Source organism: Actinoplanes lobatus (genome assembly GCF_014205215.1).
Classification (GTDB): domain Bacteria; phylum Actinomycetota; class Actinomycetes; order Mycobacteriales; family Micromonosporaceae; genus Actinoplanes; species Actinoplanes lobatus.
The window spans coordinates 589,273-609,422 of sequence record NZ_JACHNC010000001.1 but is presented as its reverse complement, the minus strand read 5'-3'; the positions used below and the strand labels follow the sequence as shown (position 1 = coordinate 609,422).

Annotated in this window: 14 protein-coding genes and 1 riboswitch; of the genes, 9 read left to right on the top strand and 5 right to left on the bottom strand. The window is 73.1% G+C overall.

Going from position 1 to position 20,150, the window contains the following annotated elements; genetic code table 11:
- Positions 1–35: 35 nt before the first annotated feature.
- The 7 genes from BJ964_RS02630 to BJ964_RS02600 are packed head-to-tail and all read left to right on the top strand — an operon-like array spanning position 36 to position 9,199.
- Positions 36–902 (top strand): glycosyltransferase family 2 protein, encoded by an 867-nt coding sequence (locus BJ964_RS02630; protein ID WP_188119169.1) that lies wholly within the window; start codon positions 36–38, stop codon positions 900–902.
- A complete protein-coding gene (locus tag BJ964_RS02625) occupies positions 899–1,996 on the top strand; it encodes a glycosyltransferase family 4 protein (protein WP_188119168.1) in 1,098 nt (365 codons plus the stop codon). The genes BJ964_RS02630 and BJ964_RS02625 overlap by 4 nt, the downstream gene beginning before the upstream one ends.
- On the top strand, positions 1,993–3,960 hold the full coding sequence (locus BJ964_RS02620) for a DUF6541 family protein (protein WP_188119167.1): 1,968 nt from the start codon (positions 1,993–1,995) through the stop codon (positions 3,958–3,960). Before BJ964_RS02625 ends, BJ964_RS02620 begins: the two co-directional genes overlap by 4 nt.
- Positions 3,960–5,423 carry a hypothetical protein gene (locus BJ964_RS02615; RefSeq protein WP_188119166.1) on the top strand — a complete coding sequence of 488 codons (1,464 nt, stop codon included), beginning with the start codon at positions 3,960–3,962 and terminating at the stop codon, positions 5,421–5,423. The genes BJ964_RS02620 and BJ964_RS02615 overlap by 1 nt, the downstream gene beginning before the upstream one ends.
- A complete protein-coding gene (locus BJ964_RS02610; protein ID WP_188119165.1) occupies positions 5,417–6,772 on the top strand; it encodes a lipopolysaccharide biosynthesis protein in 1,356 nt (451 codons plus the stop codon). The genes BJ964_RS02615 and BJ964_RS02610 overlap by 7 nt, the downstream gene beginning before the upstream one ends.
- A complete protein-coding gene (locus BJ964_RS02605; protein ID WP_188119164.1) occupies positions 6,769–8,013 on the top strand; it encodes a glycosyltransferase family 4 protein in 1,245 nt (414 codons plus the stop codon). Before BJ964_RS02610 ends, BJ964_RS02605 begins: the two co-directional genes overlap by 4 nt.
- The gene (locus BJ964_RS02600) at positions 7,985–9,199 is read left to right on the top strand and encodes a glycosyltransferase (protein WP_229806683.1); all 1,215 of its coding nucleotides are present in this window, start codon (positions 7,985–7,987) and stop codon (positions 9,197–9,199) included. Before BJ964_RS02605 ends, BJ964_RS02600 begins: the two co-directional genes overlap by 29 nt.
- Here the strand turns inward: BJ964_RS02600 and BJ964_RS02595 are convergent.
- From BJ964_RS02595 to BJ964_RS02580, 4 genes are all read right to left on the bottom strand, one after another.
- Positions 9,139–10,770 carry a glycoside hydrolase 5 family protein gene (locus BJ964_RS02595; protein ID WP_229806684.1) on the bottom strand — a complete coding sequence of 544 codons (1,632 nt, stop codon included), beginning with the start codon at positions 10,768–10,770 and terminating at the stop codon, positions 9,139–9,141. The genes BJ964_RS02600 and BJ964_RS02595 overlap by 61 nt on opposite strands.
- 237 nt (positions 10,771–11,007) lie before the next feature.
- The gene (locus BJ964_RS02590; protein WP_188119163.1) at positions 11,008–12,663 is read right to left on the bottom strand and encodes a precorrin-2 C(20)-methyltransferase; all 1,656 of its coding nucleotides are present in this window, start codon (positions 12,661–12,663) and stop codon (positions 11,008–11,010) included.
- A gap of 38 nt (positions 12,664–12,701) precedes the next feature.
- Positions 12,702–13,319: a precorrin-8X methylmutase gene (locus BJ964_RS02585; RefSeq protein ID WP_223149463.1), complete on the bottom strand. Its 618-nt coding sequence runs from the start codon at positions 13,317–13,319 to the stop codon at positions 12,702–12,704.
- Entirely contained in the window at positions 13,319–14,968 is a 1,650-nt protein-coding gene (locus BJ964_RS02580) for a precorrin-3B synthase (RefSeq protein ID WP_188119162.1), read from the bottom strand. Before BJ964_RS02580 ends, BJ964_RS02585 begins: the two co-directional genes overlap by 1 nt.
- A gap of 104 nt (positions 14,969–15,072) precedes the next feature.
- A riboswitch (cobalamin riboswitch) is annotated at positions 15,073–15,200 on the top strand.
- 33 nt (positions 15,201–15,233) lie between these two features.
- On the opposite strand from BJ964_RS02580, the gene cobN reads away from it, so the two are divergent.
- Both cobN and BJ964_RS02570 read left to right on the top strand, forming a co-directional pair.
- Positions 15,234–18,860, top strand: coding sequence for a cobaltochelatase subunit CobN (gene cobN / locus BJ964_RS02575; RefSeq protein WP_188119161.1), 3,627 nt, complete (start codon positions 15,234–15,236; stop codon positions 18,858–18,860).
- Positions 18,857–19,390: a GNAT family N-acetyltransferase gene (locus BJ964_RS02570; protein ID WP_188119160.1), complete on the top strand. Its 534-nt coding sequence runs from the start codon at positions 18,857–18,859 to the stop codon at positions 19,388–19,390. Before cobN ends, BJ964_RS02570 begins: the two co-directional genes overlap by 4 nt.
- Here BJ964_RS02570 and cobF read toward each other — a convergent pair.
- Complete coding sequence (gene cobF / locus BJ964_RS02565; RefSeq protein ID WP_188119159.1) at positions 19,377–20,138, bottom strand: precorrin-6A synthase (deacetylating); 762 nt, start codon at positions 20,136–20,138, stop codon at positions 19,377–19,379. The genes BJ964_RS02570 and cobF overlap by 14 nt on opposite strands.
- Positions 20,139–20,150 lie beyond the last annotated feature (12 nt).

Sequence of the window (20,150 nt, the reverse complement as noted above, 5' to 3'; positions counted from 1 at the left end):
GGCCGACTCCCACCATGCCCCGATCGGAGACAGCCATGCCCACGGCCAACCGTGTGCTCCCCGACGAGACCGGCGACGTCATGTCCCTGACCGCCACCGACATCGAGATCAAGATTCCGGCGACCCCGCCCGAGGGCGATGCCGAGGCACGGCCACGGGTCAGCGTCATCGTCCCCGCGCTGAACGAGGCCCGAAACCTGCCGCACGTCTTCGCACGGCTTCCGGAGTTGGACGAGATCGTCCTGGTCGACGGCGGATCCACCGACGACACCGTGGCGGTGGCCCGCCGGCTGCGTCCCGACATCCGCGTCGTACGGCAGAACCGCAAGGGCAAGGGCAACGCCCTGGCCTGCGGATTCGCCGAGGCGACCGGCGACATCATCGTCATGATCGACGCCGACGGGTCCACCGACCCGCTGGAGATCCCCAGCTTCGTCGAGGCGCTGCGCGACGGCGCCGACTTCGCCAAGGGGTCCCGTTTCCACGGCGCCGGCGGCAGCGCCGACATCACCCGGCTGCGCCGGGCCGGCAACAAGTGCCTCAGCATGCTGGTCAACGTCCTGTTCGGAACCCGGTACAGCGACCTCTGCTACGGCTACAACGCGTTCTGGGCGCACTGCCTGGACGTCTTCGACCTGGACAGCACCTCCCCGGCCCCGAACAACACGGACGGCCGGCTGTGGGGCGACGGCTTCGAGATCGAGACCCTGCTCAACCTGCGCGCGGCCCGGGCCGACCTGGCCATCGTGGAGGTCGCCAGCTTCGAGCACTCCCGGATCCACGGCGTCAGCAACCTCAACGCCTTCACCGACGGGATGCGGGTGCTGCGCACCATCGCCCGCGAGTGGCGGCCCAAGCGCACCAAGGCCGGACGCCGGGCCAAGGATCGGGCCGCCCGATGAGGATCGGAGTGGTCTCGAACGCCTACCACCCCGACATCGGCGGGGTGGAGACCCATGTCAAGCGGCTCTGCGCGGGGCTGATCGCCGCCGGCGACGACGTCGAGGTGATCACCCAGCACGCCACCCGCTCGGTGGAGAACGTGGACGGCGTGGTGGTACGCCGCTTCCCGCTCACCGTCCCGGCCGGCAACTACCGGCTCTCCGTCCCGCTGTGGCGCTGGCTGCGTGCCCACGCCGCCGAGTACGACGTCCTGCACGCACACAGCTACCACGCCCTGGCCGCGCTCTGCGCCGCCCTGGGCAACCGGACTCCGCTGGTGTTCACGCCGCACTACCACGGGACCGGGCACACCCGCTTCCGGGCCGCACTGCATCCGCTCTACCGGCCGCTCGGCCGTGCCGTCATGCACCGGGCCTCGGCCGTCGTCTGCGTCACCTCCGCCGAACGTGAGCTGGTGCTGCGGGACTTCCCGGCGGTCGCCACCCGGATCGTGGTCATCCCGAACGGCACCGACCCGCGGCCGGCCCCCAGCACCCGGCCGCCCCGAACCCGGCGCATCGTCTGCGTCGGGCGGCTGGAGCAGTACAAGCGGGTGGACCGGGTGATCCGGGCGATGACCCGGCTCGGCCCGGAGCACCGCCTCGACGTGGTCGGCACCGGCCCGGCCGGCGACCGGCTGCGGCAGCTCACCGCCGACCTCGGGCTGACCGGGCGGGTGGTCTTCCACGGGCGGCTCGACGACGCGGCCTTCGAGGCCTGCCTTTCGAGCGCGTCCGCGGCGGTGTCGGCCTCCGCGTACGAGGCGTTCGGGATGGGGGTGGCCGACGCGCTCGCCGCCGGGCTGCCCACCGTCGCCACCCCGATCCCGGCGCACCGTGAGGTGGCGCAACTGGCCGGGGACAGCGCGTGGCTGCGGTTCGCCGACCCGGACGACGAGACCGCGCTGGCGGCCGCGCTCGCCGCGGCCGCGGCCGCCGGCCGCACCCGGCCCGCGATCCTGCCGACCTGGCCGGACGTGGTCGGTGCGACCCGGGACGTGTACGCCGCGGTGACCCACCGCACGGCACCCGCGGCAGGTGCCGTCACCTCATGAGTGAACTGGCGAGCGCATCGGCCACGGTCGGCCGTACCACCGACCGGCGGGACGACCGGCCGCCCGAGCCGCCCCGGCGCGCCTGGGCCGGGGCGGCCGTCGCCGGGGCCAGCCTCACGATCGCCGCCGCGGTCGGGGCCGCTGCGCTCGTCATCGCGTACCGGCGGGCCGAATGGGGACAGGACGGCGCGTTCACCTGGTTCTGGGGCGGGATGCTGGTCTTCACGCTGCCGGCGGCGTACTGGGGGATCCGCCGCGGCTCGGACGACCGGCTCCGGCTGGCCGTCCTGATCGGCTACGCCTGCTTCACCTACCTGCCGAAGCTGCTGCGCAACCCCACCGGACCGCTGTTCCACGACGAGTACGCCCACTGGGGACAGAGCCGGGACATCCTCCTCGACGGCGTGCTGTTCCAGCAGAACCCGATCGTCCGGGTGATCGGCGACTACCCCGGCCTGCACGCCACCGTCGCCTCGCTGGCCTCGCTCACCGACCTCACCGTCTGGCACGCCGCCCTGTGCGTGCTGATGCTGGCCCACGTACTGGTGGTGCTCGGTGTCGTGGTCCTGGCCGGACAACTCTGGCCGGACCCGCGGATCGCCGCCGCGGCCGCGATCATCTACAGCCTCAACAGCTCGTTCCTCTACTTCGACACCCAGCTCGGCTACGAGTCGCTGGCGATCGCCGTGATGATCTGGGCCCTGGCGGCCGGGCTGCGCGCCGTCCGCCCCCACGGACGGGCGGCCCGCGCCCGCTGGTTCGCGCTGACGCTGGTGATGGCCGTGGCGATCACCGCCACCCACCATCTCACCGCGATCTGGCTGACCTGCATGTTCGGGTTGGTCGCGTTCTGCTGCACGGTCGCCGCCTGGCGCGACCGCGCGCTGTCCGGCCCGGCCCGCACCGGATGGCTGCTCACCATCGGTACGGGCGCGACCGTGGCGATCTGGATGGGCGTCGTATCCCCGCGCACCGGCCGCTACCTGGAGCCGTACCTGGGTCGGGCGCTCGACCAGTTCGGCGGCATGGCGGGCGGCGGCTCCGGCAGCCGTACCCTGTTCAGCCAGTCGATCGCCCCCTGGTGGGAGCAGCAGGCCGCGTTCGCCGCCCCGGGGTTCGCCCTGTTCGCCGCGGTCGGCGCCGGGCTGTTCTGGTGGCGCCGCCGCGGTCGCGCCGAACCGCTCACCCGGGCACTCTCGGCCGCCATGCTGCTGCTCGGCGCCCTCTACTTCCCGGCCACCCTGCTGATCCTCACGCCCTCCGGGGCGGAGGGCGCACGGCGCTCCTGGGCGTTCAGCTACCTCGGCATGGCCCTGGCCGTCGCCCCGTTGATCATCGCACTGCTGGACCGGGCGCGCCGGCCGATCGGCCGTTCGCGCCTGACCGCATCCGGCCCGGCCGGCGCCCTGCTGCTGACCGGGTGCGCCCTGGTGATGATCGGTAACACGGCCTCCGGCATGAACCCCGCCTACCGCATGCCCGGCCCGCCGGTCTTCGGCTCGGACACCCGGGCCGCCACCCCCGAGGTGATGGCCGCCGCCCGCTGGCTGCTGGAGACCCGGGGCCGCGGCGCGCGACTGGTCGCCGACCGCTACTCCGGGCTGATCTTCGGATCGTACGGCGAGCAGGAGCCGACCACCGGCTCGGAGAGCTTCCGCGCCTACGACCTGTACATCGCCCAGCCCGGTAGGCCGATGCCCGCCGCCATCCTGGAGCAGCTCCGGACCTGGCGCTTCGAATACCTCGTGGTGGACCGCCGGATGGCCGAACAGGTGCCGGACATCAAGATCTACTTCGAGAACAACGAGCCGATCCCGCACAACGGGAAACCCGGCTTCACCCGGTCCCAGCTGACCAAATTCGACACCCTGCCCTGGCTGATCAAGATCTACGACGGGCCGCACGTGGCGATCTACCGCTTCGACTTCGACAGCCTGGGCCAGCGCGTCCGCAGGGGGGCATGATGATCCGGCCGCTGATCTTCGCGTACGCCGGCCTCGGCGGCGCACTCGCCGCCGACGGCCGGCCCTGGCTCGCCGCCCCGCTCTGCCTCGTGGCGCTCCACGCCATCGGCGAACTCTGGATCCGCGCCCTGCCCGGCCGCCCGGCGGAGACCTCGCTGCCGGCCGTCCGGGCCGGTCTGTCCGCCGTCAACGGCCTGATCACCCTGCCGCTGGTGGCGCTGCTGCTGCACCTCACCGGGCACCAGGTCCGCCCGGTCCCGCTGGCCGCGGGCGCCGCCACCACCGCGACGCTCCTCGCCGGGGCCGCTCTCCTGCGGAAACGCTCGACCACCCGCGGCGCCGCCGCTCCGGCCACCCTGCCGTCCCAGCGCGGCCACACGACCGCCCCGGCCCCCCAGCCCTCCGCCGGTCACTCTTCCGCCGGGGCCGCGGCCTCGGCGGATGGTCAGAACCACGAGCCGGGGTACGCGCGGACGGCCGCGATCGTCGGCGTCCCGGTGCTGCTGGCGGTGGCCGTCGGGGCGGTGGCCGTCCGCGGGTATCTGAAAGCGCCGCACCCCGCCGAGCCCGGCTACCTGAGCATCGCCCTGAGCGGCTGGGCGGCCGCCATCAACCGCCCGGTCACCGTTCCGGCCCGTGGCCTGTCCATCCCGGTCCGAGTGGCCAGCGCCGGCCTGGCCGACACCACCACCCGGCTCAGGCTGCGGGTCGGCGGCCGGGTCGTGGCAAGCGAACCACTGACGGTGGCCGCCGACACGGTCCGCTCGCTGACCGTCCACATCCCGGCCCTTCCCCCGGACGGCTGCCTCCACGCGATCGGCATCAGCGTCGGCGCGATCAGCACCGGCTTCTACGCCCGCGGCCTGTCCGCGCTCACCCGTTCCGCCTCCTGCCGGGGCCGGCACACCTCCTCCGGCGCCAGGCACGGCGACTCCGGCCCGGCCCCGGCCGATGCCGCGGTCGTCGATCGGGGAGATGCCCACATCCGCGACGGCGCTGCTCACGCCCGCCGGGATGCCGGCGATGCGACGGCTCCCGGCGGTCATCGTCGGGGCGCCCGTGACGACGCCGGTCACGCCCGCGCGGATGCCGCCGTTCCCGGTGATCACCGGCCGGGCACCCGGGACGGCGCCGGCGCCCGGCCGGATGCCGGTGGGCACCGGCCCCGGACCCGCGACGGCGCCGACCGGGCGGGCGCGGATGCCGACGGCGGAAATCGTCCCGCGCCGGGAGCGACGGCCGCCGTTCCCGGCGCCGATCACCCGGGCACCGGAGGTACGGCGATCATCCCTGACACCACTGCCGCTCCCGCGGACGCGACCACCGGGGACGCCACGGCCGGCGTGAGCCGCCCGGGCTTCCGGGGCCGCTTCACCGGCCCGTTTCCCGCAGGGCAGAGCTCGGCCCCCGTCCTGGAGAAGATCCGTGGCCCGGAGGCCGCAGAGGAGTGGACCGCATGCTGATGACCACCGCCCGGCGGCTGTCCGGGGACTCACTGGCCTGGAACAGCCTGCTGATCATGGCGACCACGGTGGGCACCGGCGGTCTCGGCTATCTCTACTGGATGCTGGCGGCGCGGACCGTCCCGCCGGACCAGGTCGGCCCGGCGACCGCACTCATCTCGGCCGCCACCGCGGTCAGCATGGTCGCCAACCTGGGCGCCGGGCACATGTTCATCCAGCGCCTGCCCGGCACCGACACCGGAAGCTGGTCCCGCATCGTCGGCGCCGGCCTGTTCGCCGGCTCGGTGGCCACCGTGGCCACGGCGGCCGTGACCGCGATGGTGGTTCCGGCGCTGTCCGGGAACTTCGCGTTCCTCTCCGGGGCGGGTGCGACGACCGCGCTGATCGCCACCGCGGTCGCCGTCACGCTGACCACCCTGCTGGACAACCTCTACGTCGCCCACCGGGCCGGGCCGGGCATGCTGCTGCGCAACCTGGCCGTGTCCGGCGGCAAGATCGTCGCCCTGGCCGGGGTGCTCGCCGCAGGCTTCCACGGCGCGGTGGCGGTGCTGCTCTCCTGGACCGTGCCGGCGCTGGTGATCAGCCTGGTCACGATCGTCGCCGCGCTGGGCCGGCTGCGCCCGGGGGTGCGGGCGCGGCTCACCGGCCTGCGTGCCGAACTGCCCCATCTGCGGGCCGCCCTCACCGGCCATCATCTGATCAACCTGACCCAGGCCGGCCCGGCGGCGCTCCTGCCGGTGCTGGTCACGGCCCGGCTGGGCGCCGATGCGAACGCCCACTTCTACCTGGCCTGGATGACCGCCTCGATGCTGTTCATGGTGTCCCCGGCGGTCGCCTCGGCCCTGTACGCGGAACGCACCAACGCCGCCCAGGTCACCGTCACCCGCGCCGCCGTCGTGGTGGCGGCCGTGGTCGGCGGCCCGGCGATCGCCCTGCTGGCCGGGGGCGATCTGGTGCTCGGCCTGTTCAGCACGGCCTACGCCACCGAGGGCGGAACGCTGTTGCGGTTCCTGGTGCTGGCCGCGATCCCGGACGCGGTGGCGAACCTGGCGGTGGCGCACTGGCGGTCCCGTGGCGAGTTCCGGCTCTGCCGCCGCCTCAACCTGATCCGTGCGGTGACCTGCCTGGTCCTGGCCTGGCTGCTGCTGCCCACCCACGGCGTGACCGGCGCCGGCCTGGCCTGGCTGGCCGGCCAGACCGCGGCCGCCCTCCTGGTCGTGGCCGGGCTCGACCGGAAAGCGGCGACCACGGGAGCGATGGCGAATGAACGAGTGCCCACGGCGTACCCCGTGGGTTCGAGAAGCGGCAGCAAGCCGGCGGCGAGCCCCCGACCCGGAGAAACCCGATGAAGATCCTGCATCTGTCCAATCTCTATGCGCCGGTGATCGGCGGCCTGGAGCGCAGCATCGCCACCAGCGGCGAGGAGATGGTGCGCCGCGGGCACGAGATCACCGTGCTCACGCTGGCGACGCCGCAGGCGCCGCACGACGAGATGATCAACGGGGTACGCGTGCTCCGCGTCCGCAGCGTCGCCGGCACCCTGCTGCCCGGGATGAACCGGGATCCCCGCAAACCGTTCCATCCGACCGTCGCCGACCCGCTGACCACCGCGGAGATCGCGCGGGTGCTGCGGGACAACGAGTTCGACCTGGTGCACAGTCACGACTGGCTGATGTACAGCTACCTGCCGCTGCACTCCGGGCCGAACGGGCTGCCACACGTGCACACCGCCCACGACTTCGGGCTGACGTGTGTGCGCAAGACGTTCGCGAGGGAGGGCCGCCGTTGTGACGGGCCGGCCCTGGGCCGGTGTGTGCGGTGCGCCTCGGAGCAGTACGGCACACCGAGGTCCGCCCTGCTCACCGCCGGTCTGCGAGCCCAGCGGCACCGGGGCATCGACGTCCTCACCGCGATCTCGTCGTCGGTGGCGTCCGCGCTGAACCTGGCCCGGCTGCCCGGCGACCTGCCGGTACAGGTGATCTCCAGCCTGGTCCCGGACGGCCTGGACGCGCTGGCCCGGGACACCCCACGGCCGGAGTGGCTGCCGGACCGGCCCTACCTGCTGTTCGTCGGCCAGCTCGGCCCGCACAAGGGCATCGACGTGCTGTTCGACGCGTACCAGAAGCTCTGCGCCGACTGGCAGGGCCCGGACGAGCCGCCCGAACTGGTCTGCCTCGGCACCCCGCGCGACGACACCCCGCCCGTCCCGGACGGCGTCCACATGCGTACCGATGTGCCGCATCCCAGCGTGATGGCCGCCTGGCGGGGCGCCGCCGCCGCGGTGGTGCCGTCGCTGTCGGAGGGGATGGGCCAGGTGGCGGTCGAGGCGATGCTGGCCGGCGCCCCGCTCGTCGCGTCCGCCGCGGGCGGCCTGCCCGACGTGGTCGAGGACGGGGTGAGCGGCCTGCTCGTCCCGCCCGGCGACCCGGGCGCCCTGCACACCGCGCTGCTGCGCGTGCTCACCGACCGTGACCTGGCCGCCCGGCTGCGGGCCGCCGGTCAGAAGCGTGGCCTCGAATTCACCGCGGCCCGCGTCGTACCGAAGATCGAGGAGGTCTACCGTGCCTGCATCGCGGCCCACCCCCACTGACCGTCCGGCCCGCATCCTGGTGGTCGGCTCGGGCTGGCGGTTCCTCTCCGGGATCAGCTACTACACCTGCCGGCTCAGCAACGCGCTGGCGGAACGCTACGAGGTCGGCACGATCCTGATGCGCCGGCTGCTGCCGGCCCGGCTCTACCCCGGGCGTGAGCGCGTCGGTCACTCTCTCGCCGACCTGCGCTACTCCGAGGACGTACGGGTATTCGACGGCATCGACTGGTACGCCGTCCCGAGCCTGTTCCGGGCGCTGGCGTTCCTGCGCCGGTTCCGCCCGGACGTGCTGGTGCTCCAGTGGTGGACCGGTACGGTCCTGCACTCCTACCTGGCCCTCACCATGGCGGCCCGGGCCCTCGGCATCCGGGTGATCGTGGAGTTCCACGAGGTGCAGGACACCGGGGAGGCCCGGCACCAATGGGCGGCCCGGTACGTGCGCCGCTGCATCCGCCCGATGCTGGACCGCACCGACGGGGTGGTCGTCCACTCCCGGTACGACGAGGCGGCGCTCGACGAGGCGTACCGGCTGGACGGGGTGCCGTGCGAGGTGGCGCTGCACGGCCCGTTCGACCACCACGTGCCGGACCGGCCGGTACGCGAAACCGGCGCCGACGTCTGCCGCCTGCTGTTCTTCGGGACGATCCGGCCGTACAAGGGTCTCGAGGATCTGATCGAGGCGTTCGCGTCGCTGGGCCCGAACTACCACCTGACCGTGGTGGGGGAGACGTGGGAGGGCTGGACCCGGCCTGGTGAGATGATCGCCACCTCGCCGGTGCGGGACCGGATCTCGTTCGTCAACCGGTACGTGGCCGACGCCGAGGTCAACGAGTACTTCGCGGACGCCGACGTGGTGGTGCTGCCGTACCGGCGTAGCTCGGCCAGCGGGCCGCTGCACATCGCGATGAGCCACGGCCTGCCGGTGGTCGTGACCGCGGTCGGCGGCCTGGTCGAGGCGGCCGAGGCGTACAGCGGCGCGGTCCTGGTGCCGGCCGCCGACCCGGGCGCGCTGCGGCAGGCGATCGTCCGGGCCGCCGGGCTGGCCGGGCGGCGGCACACCGACCCGTCCTCCTGGGGGCGCACGGTCGACGCGTACGCCCGCCTGCTCTCCCGGATCGGCGCCGGTCAGGAGATCGAGACGTCGTCGAACCAGACCGTGCCGCTGTTGTCACCCGACTTGAGGTGAAGCTGGACGCTGGTCGCCCCGGCCGGGGCGACCGCGTCGACGGTCAGCCTCGTCCAGCCGCTGGTGCCCTTCGCGACCTGCTTCGAACTGGTCTGGCCCAGCCAGCGGTCGTTGATGTCGAACCAGCTCAGCGCGATCTCGTTGGTGCCGGTCACGTCGACGCCGCGGGCCCACGCCTCGGCGTGCCACCGGCCGCCGGCCGTCACCGGGGCGATCGGGGAGACGCGGATCGACGGCACGTTGGTGCCGGACCGGCCGGTCTGCCGGAACCGGACCGCGAGCGAACCGGTCCGGCCCTCGCCCTTCGCCCGCACGGCGGTGCCCACTTCGGACAGGTACGGCCGCCACGGCGAGGCGGGCTCGATCGACTCGAAACCGAGATCCAGGACCTTGTTGTCCAGCTTCTGCCCGGCCCAGGCGGCGCGCACCACCGCGGCGGCGGGCTTGGCCGTCCCGTCCGCGCGGTACAGGCCGAACTTGTACTGCGCCGGAATCCGGGAGACCTGCGAGTTCGACGGGATCGCGCCCTGGCTGAAGTCGAACAGCGTCCACGGCGCCACCGACTTCACCCCGGCCGTCCGGGCCGCCTCGAACACCCGGGCCAGGAACGCGGCCTGCCCACCCTCGCTGTTGCCGGCCGTGCTCAGCCCGGTCTCGCCGATCACCAGTGGGGACGGGCTGACCGCGGCCTGGGCGCGCCGGATCTCCGCGTGGGCGCGCTCCGAGTTGCCGTAGAAGTGGTAGTCGTAGAAGTCCAGCGGGGTCGACGTCAGCGACCCCTTGATCCGGGCCAGGCCGGCGGCGCCCGCGCCACCGTCCACCGACAGGGTCAACGGCATGTTCGGTACGGCCGTGCGAACCGCCGGGATCAGCTTGCGCACCCAGGCCACGGCGGCCGTGTCGGTGACATCGAACTCGTTCTTCAGCTCGACGGACAGCACCCGGGGGTCGTTCGCGTACGGCGCCAGCACCTGCTTGGCCCAGGCGGCACTACCGGCCGCGTCCTGGTAGCCGGCCCACCAGTCGAACAGGGTGAACTTGACCGTCAGGTCGTGCGAGTCGGCCATGCTGACGAACTTGCGGAGCCGGTCGGCGTACACGGCCTTGGGCTGGGGGAAGCCGAAGGACTGCGGGAAGATGATCACGCGGACGTTGTCGGCGCCGAGTTCGGCGGCCTTCGCCAGGTCGGCGTCGATGCGGGCGGCGTCGAAGTCGGTCCACATCGCCGACCACCCGGCGTTCGACGGGTAGTAGTTGATGCTCTTGGCGGAGAACACCGCGGCGAGCCGGGTCTTCCGGGTGACCGCCTGCACGGCGGCCGACTTGACCGGCGCCTTCGGCAGCGCCAAGGCCTTGGGGGTGACCTTCTTGGGGGTGACCTTCTTCTTGGCGGCCTTCTTCTTGGTGGCGGCCTTCTTCTTGGTGGTGGTCTTCTTCTTGGTGGCCTTCTTGACGGCGGCCTTCTTGGTGGTGGTGGCCGTCGACGACGCGGAGACCTTGGAGGAGTGACGCGGCGCCGCGAAGGCTCCGGACGTCGGGAGGGCGAGGGCGAGCAGCAGCGAGGAAAGCAAAATCGCAGCGTGCTTGCGAGCAGTTCCCACTGAGTGCTCAGCCCCTTACCTCGTTGGTTTTCTTACCGCCCCCTCTTATTCGGTCTTGCACATGTCGTCTGGAGAACTGCGTTGCTGCAACGTGGTTGCAGACCGGTAGCGGACCCTCACCCGCCCCTCACCCCGGCAGCGCCAGCCGCCGGCCGCCGTCCGGGCCGGGTTTCAGAACGGGTGCCGCCGACCGATCTGCAACCGGCCTCAGGCCGGATAGTGCCTCGGTGTGAAGACGGCCGTGGTGCCGTCGCCGCGGGTGACCGCACGGGTCTGCGACGAGCCGATGATCAGCAGGCAGCGCATGTCGACGGTGGCCGGATCGAGCGCGGCCAGGGTGGTGATCCGCACCGACTCGGCCGGCCCGCCCACATCCCGGCCCACCACCACCGGCGTCCCCGGGCGGCGATGGCCACGCAACAGCTCCAGCGCCCGGACCAGCTGCTCCCGGCGGCTCCTCGACGCCGGGTTGTAGACGGCGATCACCAGGTCGGCGGCGGCCGCCGCCTCCAACCGGGACTCGATCACCGACCACGGCTTGAGCCGGTCCGACAGCGACAGGATGCAGAAATCGTGCCCGAGCGGCGCCCCCGCCCGGCTCGCCACCGCCTGCGCGGCGGTAAGACCCGGGATGATCCGGATCGGCACGTCCTGCCACTGCGGGTCCTCGGCCACCTCCAGAACGGCCGCGGCCATCGCGAAGACCCCCGGGTCACCGGAGGACACGACCGCCACCCGCCGCCCACGTCTCGCCAGGTCCAGGGCGAACGCGGCACGCTCCGCCTCGACCCGGTTGTCCGAGGAGTGCCGGCGCTGCCGCGGATTCGGCGGCACCCGGTCGACGTACGGGCCGTAGCCGACCAGGTCGTCGGCGGCGGCCAGCGCCTCCTGCGCCTCCGGGGTCAGCCAGTGCCGGGCGCCCGGCCCCAGCCCGACCACCGTCACCCCGCCGGTGCCGCGGTCGTCGCCGCTCGCGAACCGGGTCAGCGCTGCGGCGTTCGCATCCTCCAGGCTGACCAGGCCGCCGTCCGGCTCGGCCGTCGCCGCGGCCGTGCCGTTGAACGTGGTGTCCACCGGGGCCTCGGCGAACCCGGCCGGTGCCGCGGCGCCGGACCCGAACGCGGTCGCGGCCGGGCTCGGCAGCAGGGCCAGCGAGAAGTACGGCACCGTGGCCGGGTCGACGTCCCGCAACGGGCCGGACCGCTCCCGGCCGGTGGTGGCGCGCTCCACGTACCAGGCGTCGTCGAGCCGGCCCGCCTCGGTGAGCGCCTCCCGGACACCCTCGAAGGTGCGGCCCAGCTTCATCACGGCCGCCGAGTCGGTGGCGGCCAGGCGCTCCGCCAGATCCTTCGGCTCCAGCGTCCCGGGCAGCACGGTGAGCACCTCGTCGCGCTCCATCAGCGGCCGGCCGAGCACCGCCGACGCGGCGCTGACCGACGTGACACCGGGGACGACGGTGGCGTGGTACCGGCCGGCCAGGCGCTTGTGCATGTGCATGTAGGAGCCGTAGAAGAACGGGTCACCCTCGGCCAGCACCACCACGTCCCGGCCGGCGTCCAGATGCGCGGCGAGCCGGGCCGCCGACTCGGCGTAGAAGTCGTCGATGGCGCCCTGGTAGCCGCCCGGATGGTCGGTCGTCCCGGTGGTCACCGGGTAGATGAGGGCCTCCTCGATCTGACCCTCCCGCAGGTACCCGGCCGCGATGGCGCGCGCGTTGCTGCGCCCGTGCCCCGCCGCGTGATAGGCCACCACGTCCGCCGCGGCGATCAGCCGGGCCGCCTTCACGGTGACCAGCTCCGGGTCGCCGGGGCCAAGCCCGACCCCGAAGAGGCGGCCGGTCTTCCGTACTGGCTCGTTCGTCATCTCTTCCGACCTATTCCGCTTCGTTCCGCACCGGGGCCTCACTCCGCTTCGGAAGCGAGGGCGTTCACCGCGGCGGCGGTGATGGCGCTGCCACCCCGGCGGCCGCGCACGATCAGGTAATCCAGACCGGACTCGGCGAGAGCCTCCTTGGACTCGGCCGCGCCGATGAAACCGACCGGGATGCCGAGCACCGCGGCCGGCCGGGGCGCGCCCGCCGCGACCATCTCCAGCAGCCGGAACAGCGCGGTCGGCGCATTGCCGACCGCCACCACAGCGCCGCCCAGCCGGTCACCCCACAGGTCGAGGGCGGCCGCGCTGCGGGTGTTGCCGATCGCCGCGGCCAGCCCCGGCACCGCCGGATCCCGCAGCGTGCAGATCACCTCGTTGGCCGCCGGCAGCCGCGACCGGGTCACCCCGGACGCCACCATCTCCGCGTCACAGAGGATCGGCGCGCCGTCGAGCAGCGCCTTCCGCGCCGCGGTGACCACACCCGGACTGAACCGGACATCCTTCACCAGATCCACCATCCCGCAGGCGTGGATCATCCGGACCACCACCCGCGACACGTCCTCCGGCAGCCCCGACAGGTCCGCCTCGGCCCGGATGGTGGCGAACGAGCGCCGGTAGATCTCCGCACCGTCGCGCACATACTCCATCAGGGCCTCCTAGCCACAGCCACGATCTCCCCCAACCCGGTCACGGCCGCGCCGACCTCGCTGATCCTCGGCGATCCCGCCCCCGCAGTCGATGGGCCGACCAGTCCGGATCCGTCACCCTCCGCGCCGGAGATCCCCGATGCGCCGACGAGTCCGGATCGGCCGCTCTCCGCGCCGGTCGTTTGCGATGGCCGGGCTGGGCCTGTTCGGCCGCTCTCCGCGCTGGTCGTTTGCGATGGCCGGGCTGGGCCTGTTCGGCCGCTCTCCGCGCTGGTCGTTTGCGATGGCCGGGCTGGGCCGGTTCGGTCACTCTCCGCGCTGGTCATCCCTGGCAGGTCGGCGGGGCCGGCTCGGTCACCGTCCGTGCGGGCGACCAGGTAGCCGTCGGTGGTGGCCTCGACGCGGACGTGCGGGCCGGACGGGCTGCCGCACGCGCGGGCGCAACCCACCCAGTGGACCGGCAGGCCGTCGACGAAACGGGCCGTGGCGGTGGCGTCGGCGCGGACGTCGGCCAGCGATTTCGCGCAACCTGGCCGCCCGGCGCAGGCGGTCACCCCGGACCATGGCGAATCCGCGGCCACCGCGAGCCCGGCCGCGGCCAGACGGTCCGCCCACTCCACCGCCGCCGACGGCGGCAGATCGGCCACGATCACCCCACGCCAGGGGGTCACCACCAGCTGATCGGCGCCTTCCAAAACCCTGAGGGGTACGCCGGTCAGGCGCCCCAACGGCACCAGCGCCCCCACCGCGGCCAGCCCGTCCGCCTGAGCCACCACACCGACCAGATCGGTGGCGCCGGTGGCCTCGACCGGAACCGCCGCCGGCACGGCGACGGGCGTCAACCCGAGGACGCCGGCCACCCGGGCCGACACACGCGCCGGGCCGTCGGTCAACTCCCGCAAACGCCACGCGGCCGGGCCGTCGCCCCGCTGCTCCTCCCGCTCGGCGAGGAACGCGTGCGCCGCCGCGATCAGCGCCGGCACCACCCGGCCGGCCTCCACCCGGAGCCCGGTGTCGTGCCCGGCGAAGCGGATCGCGAACAGCCCGCCACCGGTGTGCCCCCGCTCTTCCGGCCCCGCGACAGCCGTGTGGGTGGTGGGCGCCGGTGGTGTGGGGCTGGTCGTGGGCGGCTGGGTGGTGGGCGCCGGTGTGGGGTTGGTGGGGGCCGGCCGGGTGGTGGGCGCCGGTGCGGGGTTGGGGGCCGGGACGGCGGCGACGTCGGGGGACAGGGGGACGTGGCCGAGCGCGAACAGGAACTTGCCGGGGAGGCCGGCCAGGGCGGGATCGTCCACGATGGCGCGATCCAAGGCCGGTATCAGAGCGCGGATCGTCGATCCTGGGAGTGGCGGCGACGCGATGTTCCGGACATTGTCGTGGGTCTGTGAGGGCAGCAGCCCGGCGGCGCGCAAGCGGGTCGCCAAGGCCGGGGCGTCGGTGGCCGACAGGCCTCTGAGCTGGAGATTGGCCCGCGAGGTCAACTCCAGGGCGCCGTCGCCGAACTCCTCGGCCAGCGCGCGCAGCGCGCGCAGCCGGGCGCCGGTCAGCAGCCCGCCGGGCAGCCGGACCCGGGCCAGCAACCCGTCGGCGGCGGCGTGCAGCCGCAGCGCGCCGGGGCAGGCGTCGGTGTCGGAAGTCCGGACGGGAGACATGGCCCGGATACTACGGCCGACCCCCGACAGGAATTCACCGTCGCCTCTCGGTGGGTCGGCAGCGTCACAGCGGCCGTTCCGCCTTGACGCGGGACACCGGGGTTCGGAAAAGTTATGGCTCACGAGCGGCGACGCCGCGGAGGAAGCCGGTGTGACTCCGGCGCGGTCCCGCCACTGTCACCAGGGAGTTCGAGCCCTGGGAGCCAGGAACTCCGGTCGCCGTGACATCCGACTACCCGGGGCGCGGACCCCGAGGGGAGCGCGCGTGTTTCTGCTGCTGTCGACGTCCGACACCGACCTGCTCAGCGCCCGGGCCAGTGGTTCGGCCTGGCGCCCGGCCAACCCGGCCCGCACTTCGGTCACCGATCTGCCCGGCCTGCTCGACGGGGCCGACCTTGTCGTGGTGCGCATCCTGGGCGGCCGCCGGGCCTGGGAGGAGGGGCTGGACACGCTGCTCGCGGGCGACGTGCCGGTGGTGGTCCTGGGCGGCGAGCAGGCGCCGGACGCCGAGTTGATGAAGCTGTCCACGGTGCCCGCCGGGGTGGCCGCCGAGGCGCACACCTATCTGGCGCACGGCGGCGCGGACAATCTGGTCTCGCTGCACGACTTCCTCTCCGACACGGTGCTGCTGACCGGCAACGGGTTCGCGCCGGCCGTGGAGAGCCCACAGTGGGGTTTCCTGCCGCGCCCGGAGTCCACCGGCGAGGCGACCGTGGCGGTGCTCTATTACCGGGCGCATCACATGGCCGGCAACACGGCGTTCGTCGAGACGCTCTGCCGGGCGATCGAGGCCAAGGGCGCGCGGGCCATGCCGATCTTCACGGCCTCGTTGCGGACCGCCCCGCCGGAGCTGCTGGCCGAGCTGCGCAAGGCGGACGCGCTGGTGGTGACCGTGCTGGCGGCCGGCGGCACCCGCCCGGCGACCGCGAGCGCGGGCGGCGACGACGAGGCGTGGGATGTCGGCGTGCTCGCCGACCTGGACGTGCCGATCCTCCAGGGGCTGTGCCTGACGAGTTCGCGGGCCGCCTGGGAGGCCGCCGACGACGGGCTGACCCCGCTGGACGCGGCGACGCAGGTGGCGATCCCGGAGTTCGACGGCCGGATCATCACGGTGCCGTTCTCGTTCAAGGAGATCGACGAGGACGGGCTGTCGGTCTATGCGGCCGACGAGGAGCGGGCGTCGCGGGTGGCCGGGATCGCGGTGGCGCACGCCCGGCTGCGGCACGTCCCGCCGGCCGATCGCAGGATCGTGCTGATGCTGTCGGCCTACCCGACCAAGCATTCCCGGATCGGGAACGCGGTCGGTCTGGACACGCCGGCCTCGACGGTCGCCCTGCTGGCTGCTCTCGCCGACCGGGGTTACCGGATCGGTGACTTCGGGTCCTACGACGGCGACGGGCTCATCCACACGTTGATCGCGGCCGGCGGGCAGGACCCGGACTGGCTGACCGAGGAGCAGCTGTCCGGAAACCCGGTGCGAATTCCGGCATCTCGCTACCAGACCTGGTTCGGCCAGCTCCCCGAGGACTTCCGGGAGAGTGTCGAGCGGCACTGGGGTCAGGCCCCCGGTGAGCTGTATGTCGACGACGGCGACATCGTGCTGGCCGCGCTGCGCGACGAGAACATCGTGGTGATGGTCCAGCCTCCGCGCGGGTTCGGGGCCAACCCGGTCGCCATCTACCACGACCCCGACCTGCCGCCGAGCCACCACTACCTGGCCGCCTACCGGTGGGTGGCCGACGAGTTCGGCGCGCACGCGGTGGTGCACGTCGGCAAGCACGGCAACCTGGAGTGGCTGCCCGGCAAGAACGTGGGCATGTCCGCGTCGGACGGCACCGACGCGGCCCTCGGCGACCTGCCGCTGATCTACCCGTTCCTCGTCAACGACCCCGGCGAGGGTACGCAGGCGAAGCGCCGGGCACACGCCACGCTGGTCGACCATCTGATCCCGCCGATGGCCCGCGCCGAGTCGTACGGGGACATCGCCCGCCTGGAGCAGCTGCTCGACGAGCACGCGACCATCGCCGCCCTCGACCCGGCCAAGCTCCCGGCGATCCGGGCGCAGATCTGGACGCTGATCCAGGCCGCCAAGATGGACCACGACCTCGGCCAGCGGCACCGGCCGGAGGCCGAGGAGTTCGACGACTTCATCATGCACATCGACGGATGGCTGTGTGAGGTCAAGGACGTGCAGATCCGTGACGGGCTGCACGTGCTGGGGGCGGCGCCGACCGGGGAGGCGCGGGTCAACCTGGTGCTCGCCATGCTGCGGGCGCGGCAGATGTGGGCCGGTCAGGTGGCGGCGCTGCCGGGTCTGCGGGAGGCGCTGGGTCTCGCGGAGGACGCGTCCACCGCGGAGACCGACGAGATCGAGGCGCAGGCGCGGGCACTGGTCACGGCCATGGAGGAGCGTGGTTGGCCGACGGAGGTCCCGGCGGACCTGGTCGCCGCACCGGCGGGCGCCGCTTCCGCCGCACCGGCGGGCGCCGCTTCCACCGCACCTCCGGCGACGCTTCCCGGCGTACACGATATTTCGGATTTGTCGGTATTGCCGGATGTGGTGCGCGTGCTGGAGTTCGCGGCCACCGAGGTCGTGCCGCGGCTCGCCCGCACCACCGACGAGCTGACCAACGTGCTGCACGCGCTCGACGGCGGTTACGTGCCGGCCGGCCCCAGCGGCTCCCCGCTGCGCGGCCTGATCAACGTGCTGCCGACCGGCCGCAACTTCTACTCCGTCGACCCCAAGGCCATCCCGAGCCGGCTCGCCTGGGAGACCGGGCAGGCGATGGCCGACTCGCTGCTGACCCGCTACCGGGCCGACCACGGCGAGTGGCCCCGCTCGGTCGGGCTCTCCGCCTGGGGCACCAGCGCCATGCGGACCGCCGGCGACGACATCGCCGAGATCCTCGCCCTGATCGGCGTCCGCCCGGTCTGGGATCCGGCGTCCCGGCGGGTCACCGGCCTGGAGCCGATCCCGGCCGAGGAGCTGGGCCGCCCCCGCATCGACGTGACGGTCCGTGTCTCGGGCTTCTTCCGTGACGCGTTCCCGCACGTGGTGGCTCTGCTCGACGACGCGTTCACCCTGATCGCCGGGCTGGACGAGCCGGACAACTTCGTCCGCGAGCACGCCCTGCGCGACCAGGGCGAGCACGGCGACTGGCGGCGGGCCACCATGCGGATCTTCGGGTCGCGGCCGGGGGCGTACGGCGCCGGAATCCTGCCGCTCATCGACAGCCGGAACTGGCGGGACGACGCCGATCTGGCCGAGGTGTACGCGGTGTGGGGCGGCTTCGCCTACGGGCGGGGCCTGGACGGGGTGCTGGCTCGTGGGGACATGGAGAACGCGTACCGCCGGATCGACGTGGCCGCGAAGAACATCGACACCCGCGAGCACGACATCGCCGACTCCGACGACTACTTCCAGTACCACGGCGGCATGATCGCCACGGTGCGGGCGCTCACCGGTCGCGCGCCGGCGGCGTACATCGGCGATTCCACCAACCCGGACCAGGCACGGACCCGCAGCCTGACCGAGGAGACCGCGCGGATCTTCCGGGCCCGGGTGGTGAACCCGCGCTGGATCGCCGCGATGCGGCGGCACGGCTACAAGGGCGCCTTCGAGCTGGCGGCGACCGTGGACTACCTGTTCGGGTACGACGCGACCGCCGGCGTGGTGACCGACTGGATGTATGAGCAGCTCGCCGCGTCCTACGCGCTCGACGACGAGAACCAGGGGTTCATGCGCCAGTCGAACCCGTGGGCGCTGCACGGCATCACCGAGCGGCTGCTGGAGGCCGCCGACCGCAAGCTGTGGGAGTCCCCCGAACCGGAGACACTGGCCGCGCTGCGTGAGCTTTACTTGGAGACCGAGGGTTCCCTGGAGGACCGGTGATCATTCGACGTGAGACCCCCGCCGATGTCGGCGTGATCAGGGAGGTGACGGCCGCCGCGTTCGCCCGGCCGCACTTCCGGGAGCCGCTGCCGGACGGGGTCGAGCCGGACGAGGCGCCGCTCGTCGGCAAGCTGCGCGCCGACGAGGGCTGGCTGCCGGCGCTGTCGCTGGTGGCGGTGGTGGACGGCGTTGTCGTGGGGCATGTGGTGTGCACCCGTGGCCGTGTCGGCGCCGCCCCCGCTCTCGGGCTGGGGCCGGTCAGCGTGCACCCGGATCATCAGCGCCGCGGGGTCGGTTCGGCGCTGATGCACGCGGTGCTGGGTGCCGCCGACGCTCTCGGCGAGCCGCTGGTGGTGCTGCTCGGCGATCCGGCCTTCTACTTCCGGTTCGGGTTCCGGCCGTCCGCCGAGTACGGCATCGAGCCACCGGTGGCGGAGTGGGGGCCGCACTTCCAGGCCCGGCCGCTGACCGCCCACGATCCGTCGGTGCGCGGCGTCTTCACCTACGCCGCGCCCTTCAACGATCTGTAGCGTCCGGGCGGCGGAGCAGGTAGGTGTCCATGATCCAGCCGTGGCGCTCGCGGGCCTCGGTGCGGGTCTCGACGATCCGCTCCGCCACCTCGGACACCCGGCCGGCGTCGAGCAGCTCGTCCGCGGTGCTGACGTAGGCGCCCCAGTAGATGTCGGCGTCCGGGTGCGCGGTGAACGCCTGCTGGGCGTCGAGCATCACGACCACGTCGTCGACGCCCTCCGGCCAGCCCTCGGCGAGCCGCCGGCCGGTGGTGATCTGCACCGGGCGGCCCACCCGGTTCAGGCCGATCCGGTGCTTGGCGGCCAGGGCGGAGACGCTGCTGATGCCGGGGATCACCTCGTACTCGAACTCGATCGCCCCGCGCTCCAGGATCTCCTCCAGGATGGCGATGGTCGAGTCGTACAGCGAGGGGTCGCCCCAGACCAGGATCGAGCCGATCTCGTCGTCCTTGAGGTGCTCGGTGATCAGCTCCTCGAGGACCAGGGAGCGGCGGTGCCGCCAGTCCGCGACCGTGCCGGTGTAGTCGGCGGGGGTGCGGTCGCGATCCGGGTCGCGGCCTTCCACGATCCGCTTGTGCGGGTGCCCGTAGTGCCGGATCAGGCCTTCCCGCAGTTCGATCAGGCCCGCCTTGGCCTCACCCTTGTCGAGCAGGAAGAACACCTGGGTACGGCCGATGGCCTTCGCCGCCTGAAGGGTCAGATGGTCCGGGTCGCCGGCGCCGATTCCCACTACACAGATCTTCCGCACGCCATGAAGTCT

What these genes read in the sequence shown, in the direction of transcription:
- BJ964_RS02630 (WP_188119169.1), top strand. Translation starts at nt 36, where the DNA reads ATGCCCACGGCCAACCGTGTGCTCCCCGACGAGACCGGCGACGTCATG.
- BJ964_RS02625 (WP_188119168.1), top strand. Translation starts at nt 899, where the DNA reads ATGAGGATCGGAGTGGTCTCGAACGCCTACCACCCCGACATCGGCGGG.
- BJ964_RS02620 (WP_188119167.1), top strand. Translation starts at nt 1,993, where the DNA reads ATGAGTGAACTGGCGAGCGCATCGGCCACGGTCGGCCGTACCACCGAC.
- BJ964_RS02615 (WP_188119166.1), top strand. Translation starts at nt 3,960, where the DNA reads ATGATCCGGCCGCTGATCTTCGCGTACGCCGGCCTCGGCGGCGCACTC.
- BJ964_RS02610 (WP_188119165.1), top strand. Translation starts at nt 5,417, where the DNA reads ATGCTGATGACCACCGCCCGGCGGCTGTCCGGGGACTCACTGGCCTGG.
- BJ964_RS02605 (WP_188119164.1), top strand. Translation starts at nt 6,769, where the DNA reads ATGAAGATCCTGCATCTGTCCAATCTCTATGCGCCGGTGATCGGCGGC.
- BJ964_RS02590 (WP_188119163.1), bottom strand. Translation starts at nt 12,663, where the DNA reads ATGACGAACGAGCCAGTACGGAAGACCGGCCGCCTCTTCGGGGTCGGG.
- BJ964_RS02585 (WP_223149463.1), bottom strand. Translation starts at nt 13,319, where the DNA reads ATGGAGTATGTGCGCGACGGTGCGGAGATCTACCGGCGCTCGTTCGCC.
- BJ964_RS02580 (WP_188119162.1), bottom strand. Translation starts at nt 14,968, where the DNA reads ATGTCTCCCGTCCGGACTTCCGACACCGACGCCTGCCCCGGCGCGCTG.